This window comes from Chromohalobacter sp. HP20-39, from assembly GCF_033052815.1.
GTDB lineage: Bacteria > Pseudomonadota > Gammaproteobacteria > Pseudomonadales > Halomonadaceae > Chromohalobacter.
Genome location: NZ_JAWHTP010000867.1, coordinates 1 through 257, shown reverse-complemented (window position 1 = coordinate 257; position 257 = coordinate 1). Strand labels below are relative to the sequence as shown.

General features: G+C 69.6%; 1 protein-coding gene. It reads left to right on the top strand.

The genetic code is table 11. From position 1 onward, the window contains the following. Nucleotides 1-228: glutamine amidotransferase-related protein (locus tag RVY79_RS20435; protein WP_411161771.1), on the top strand; the 228-nt coding region annotated here is incomplete at its 5' end. Between the last annotated feature and the right edge of the window lie 29 nt (nt 229-257).

Here is a 257-nt window from a genome sequence, read left to right as displayed (position 1 = left end):
AACCACGGCTTCGCGGTGGATCCGAACAGCCTGCCGGAGACAGCCGTCGAGACGCATGTGTCGCTGTTCGACGGCTCGAATTGCGGCCTGACGCTCACCGACCGCCCGGCCTTCTCGGTGCAGCACCACCCGGAGGCCTCCCCGGGCCCGCGCGACAGCCACTACCTGTTCGAGCGTTTCGTGACGCTGATGCGCTCCGGCACGCCGGAAACCGCCAAGGGCGCCTGAGACCGGATCCGAGCCCGCGTTGCTCCCGC